Genomic DNA, 3,230 nt, shown 5'->3' on the forward strand with positions numbered 1-3,230 from the left:
TGCCGGCGGCGCTCACAAAAGGACCGCCGGCCTCAGGAGAAGCCTTGCTTCTTCTGGATCAAATCAAGCGCGAGAAGGGCGTTTGGTGGATGCCTTGGCAGTAAGAGGCGATGAAGGACGTGATACTCTGCGATAAGCGTCGGTGAGGTGAGAATAACCTTTGACCCGACGATCTCCGAATGGGGCAACCCACCTGATTATCTCTAGTTATTGCTCAGGCTCAGGCCTGGGCGGTTATCTAGGGGTAGTAACCAGGTACTTATAGACTGAATACATAGGTTTATAAGAGCAAACCCGGGGAACTGAAACATCTAAGTACCCGGAGGAAAGGAAATCAACAGATACTCCGCTAGTAGTGGCGAGCGAACGCGGACCAGCCGAGCCTTGAGAGTGACTGGAACCAGTTGGAAAGCTGGACCATAGCGGGTGACAGTCCCGTACAGGAAGCTCAATGGGACGTATTAAGTAGGGCGGGACACGTGAAATCCTGTCTGAAGATCGGGGGACCACCCTCGAAGGCTAAGTACTCCTTACTGACCGATAGCGAACCAGTACCGTGAGGGAAAGGTGAAAAGCACCCCGACGAGGGGAGTGAAACAGTACCTGAAACCGAGCGCCTACAAGCAGTCGGAGCCTCCTTGAGAGGTGACGGCGTACCTTTTGTATAATGGGTCATCGACTTGGTCTCACGAGCAAGCTTAAGCCGTTAGGTGTAGGCGCAGCGAAAGCGAGTCTTAATAGGGCGAATGAGTTCGTGGGATCAGACCCGAAACCGAGTGATCTAGGCATGACCAGGATGAAGGTAAGGTAACACTTACTGGAGGTCCGAACCCACACCTGTTGAAAAAGGTCGGGATGAGTTGTGCCTAGGGGTGAAAGGCCAATCAAACTCGGAGATAGCTGGTTCTCCGCGAAATCTATTTAGGTAGAGCGTCATCCGAATACCCCGGGGGGTAGAGCACTGGATGGGTAATGGGGCCCCACAGGCTTACTGATCCTAACCAAACTCCGAATACCCGGGAGTACTAGATGGCAGACACACTGCGGGTGCTAACGCCCGTAGTGAAGAGGGAAACAACCCTGACCTACAGCTAAGGCCCCCAATTCGTGGCTAAGTGGGAAAGCATGTGAGACGGCCAAAACAACCAGGAGGTTGGCTTAGAAGCAGCCATCCTTTAAAGATAGCGTAACAGCTCACTGGTCTAAATTTAAGCTGTCTTGCGGCGAAGATGTAACGGGGCTCAAGCCACGAGCCGAAGCTTAGGATGTGCATAGCACATGGTAGCGGAGCGTAGTGTGACATAGCTCACTGTCTCCTTAGCAGGTTCGCCTGCGTTGGAGACAAGGAGCTTTCTGTGAAGCCGGCGCGTGAGCGATCCGGTGGAGAGATCACTAGCGAGAATGATGACATGAGTAGCGACAAACAGGGTGAGAGACCCTGTCGCCGAAAGTCCAAGGGTTCCTGCTTAAAGCTAATCTGAGCAGGGTAAGCCGACCCCTAAGGCGAGGCCGAAAGGCGTAGTCGATGGGAACCAGGTTAATATTCCTGGGCCAGGAGGATGTGACGGATCGCAGGGGTAGTTCAGTCTTATCGGATTGACTGGGCTGCTGAGCGGTCCCTGGAAATAGCCCTCCATGAGATCGTACCCTAAACCGACACAGGTGGACTGGTAGAGAATACCAAGGCGCTTGAGAGAACGATGTTGAAGGAACTCGGCAAAATACCTCCGTAAGTTCGCGAGAAGGAGGCCCAGTTCCAAGGCAACTTGGGGCTGGGGGCACAAACCAGGGGGTGGCGACTGTTTACTAAAAACACAGGGCTCTGCGAAGTCGCAAGACGACGTATAGGGTCTGACGCCTGCCCGGTGCCGGAAGGTTAAAAGGAGAGGTGCAAGCCTTGAATTGAAGCCCCGGTAAACGGCGGCCGTAACTATAACGGTCCTAAGGTAGCGAAATTCCTTGTCGGGTAAGTTCCGACCTGCACGAATGGCGTAACGACTTCCCCGCTGTCTCCAACATCGACTCAGCGAAATTGAATTGCCTGTCAAGATGCAGGCTTCCCGCGGTTAGACGGAAAGACCCCGTGCACCTTTACTACAGCTTCAGACTGGCATCAGGATTGAGATGTGCAGGATAGGTGGTAGGCTTTGAAGCAGGAACGCTAGTTCCTGTGGAGCCACCCTTGAGATACCACCCTTCGCACTCTTGATGTCTAACCGCGGTCCGTTATCCGGATCCGGGACCCTCTGTGGCGGGTAGTTTGACTGGGGCGGTCGCCTCCTAAAGAGTAACGGAGGCGCGCGAAGGTTGGCTCAGAGCGGTCGGAAATCGCTCGTTGAGTGCAATGGCAGAAGCCAGCCTGACTGCAAGACTGACAAGTCGAGCAGAGTCGAAAGACGGCCATAGTGATCCGGTGGTCCCGCGTGGAAGGGCCATCGCTCAACGGATAAAAGGTACGCCGGGGATAACAGGCTGATGGTGCCCAAGAGTCCATATCGACGGCACCGTTTGGCACCTCGATGTCGGCTCATCTCATCCTGGGGCTGGAGCAGGTCCCAAGGGTACGGCTGTTCGCCGTTTAAAGAGGTACGTGAGCTGGGTTTAGAACGTCGTGAGACAGTTCGGTCCCTATCTGCCGTGGGTGTAGGATACTTGAGAGGAGTTGCCCCTAGTACGAGAGGACCGGGGTGAACGATCCACTGGTGGACCAGTTGTCATGCCAATGGCAGTGCTGGGTAGCTATGATCGGAAAGGATAACCGCTGAAGGCATCTAAGCGGGAAGCCCCCCTCAAAACAAGGTATCCCTGAGGACCGTGGTAGACCACCACGTCGATAGGCCGGAGATGTAAGTGCAGCAATGCATTCAGTTGACCGGTACTAATTGTCCGATAGGCTTGATTTGATCCAGTAGAAGCATGGCTTCGCTGGTCACAAGCATCACTCCCCAGCTTGACTTGGAAAACACTTGTTCTTCCCTCGGTTTGGTGGTCATAGCGCGAGCAAAACACCCGATCCCATCCCGAACTCGGTCGTTAAGTGCCGTAGCGCCGATGGTACTGCGTCTTAAGACGTGGGAGAGTAGGTCACCGCCAAACCTAGCGAGGAACAAGCGTATCTCTCTATAACGATGCATTCAAAACGAACAAAATTGACGCGGGATGGAGCAGTCCGGTAGCTCGTCAGGCTCATAACCTGAAGGTCGTAGGTTCAAATCCTACTCCCGCAACCA

At 54.1% G+C, this 3,230-nt stretch carries 1 tRNA gene and 2 rRNA genes; all 3 read left to right on the plus strand.

Annotated features, from left to right (window positions below):
* Positions 1–61: 61 nt before the first annotated feature.
* Positions 62–2,903: ribosomal RNA gene (locus EKE94_RS18450) — 23S ribosomal RNA — on the plus strand.
* Between the two features lie 78 nt (positions 2,904–2,981).
* Positions 2,982–3,096: ribosomal RNA gene (gene rrf, locus EKE94_RS18455) — 5S ribosomal RNA — on the plus strand.
* A 57-nt stretch (positions 3,097–3,153) separates the two neighbouring features.
* A tRNA-Met gene (locus EKE94_RS18460) sits at positions 3,154–3,230 on the plus strand.

It is taken from the genome of Mesobaculum littorinae (assembly GCF_004011175.1).
Classification (GTDB): domain Bacteria; phylum Pseudomonadota; class Alphaproteobacteria; order Rhodobacterales; family Rhodobacteraceae; genus Tranquillimonas; species Tranquillimonas littorinae.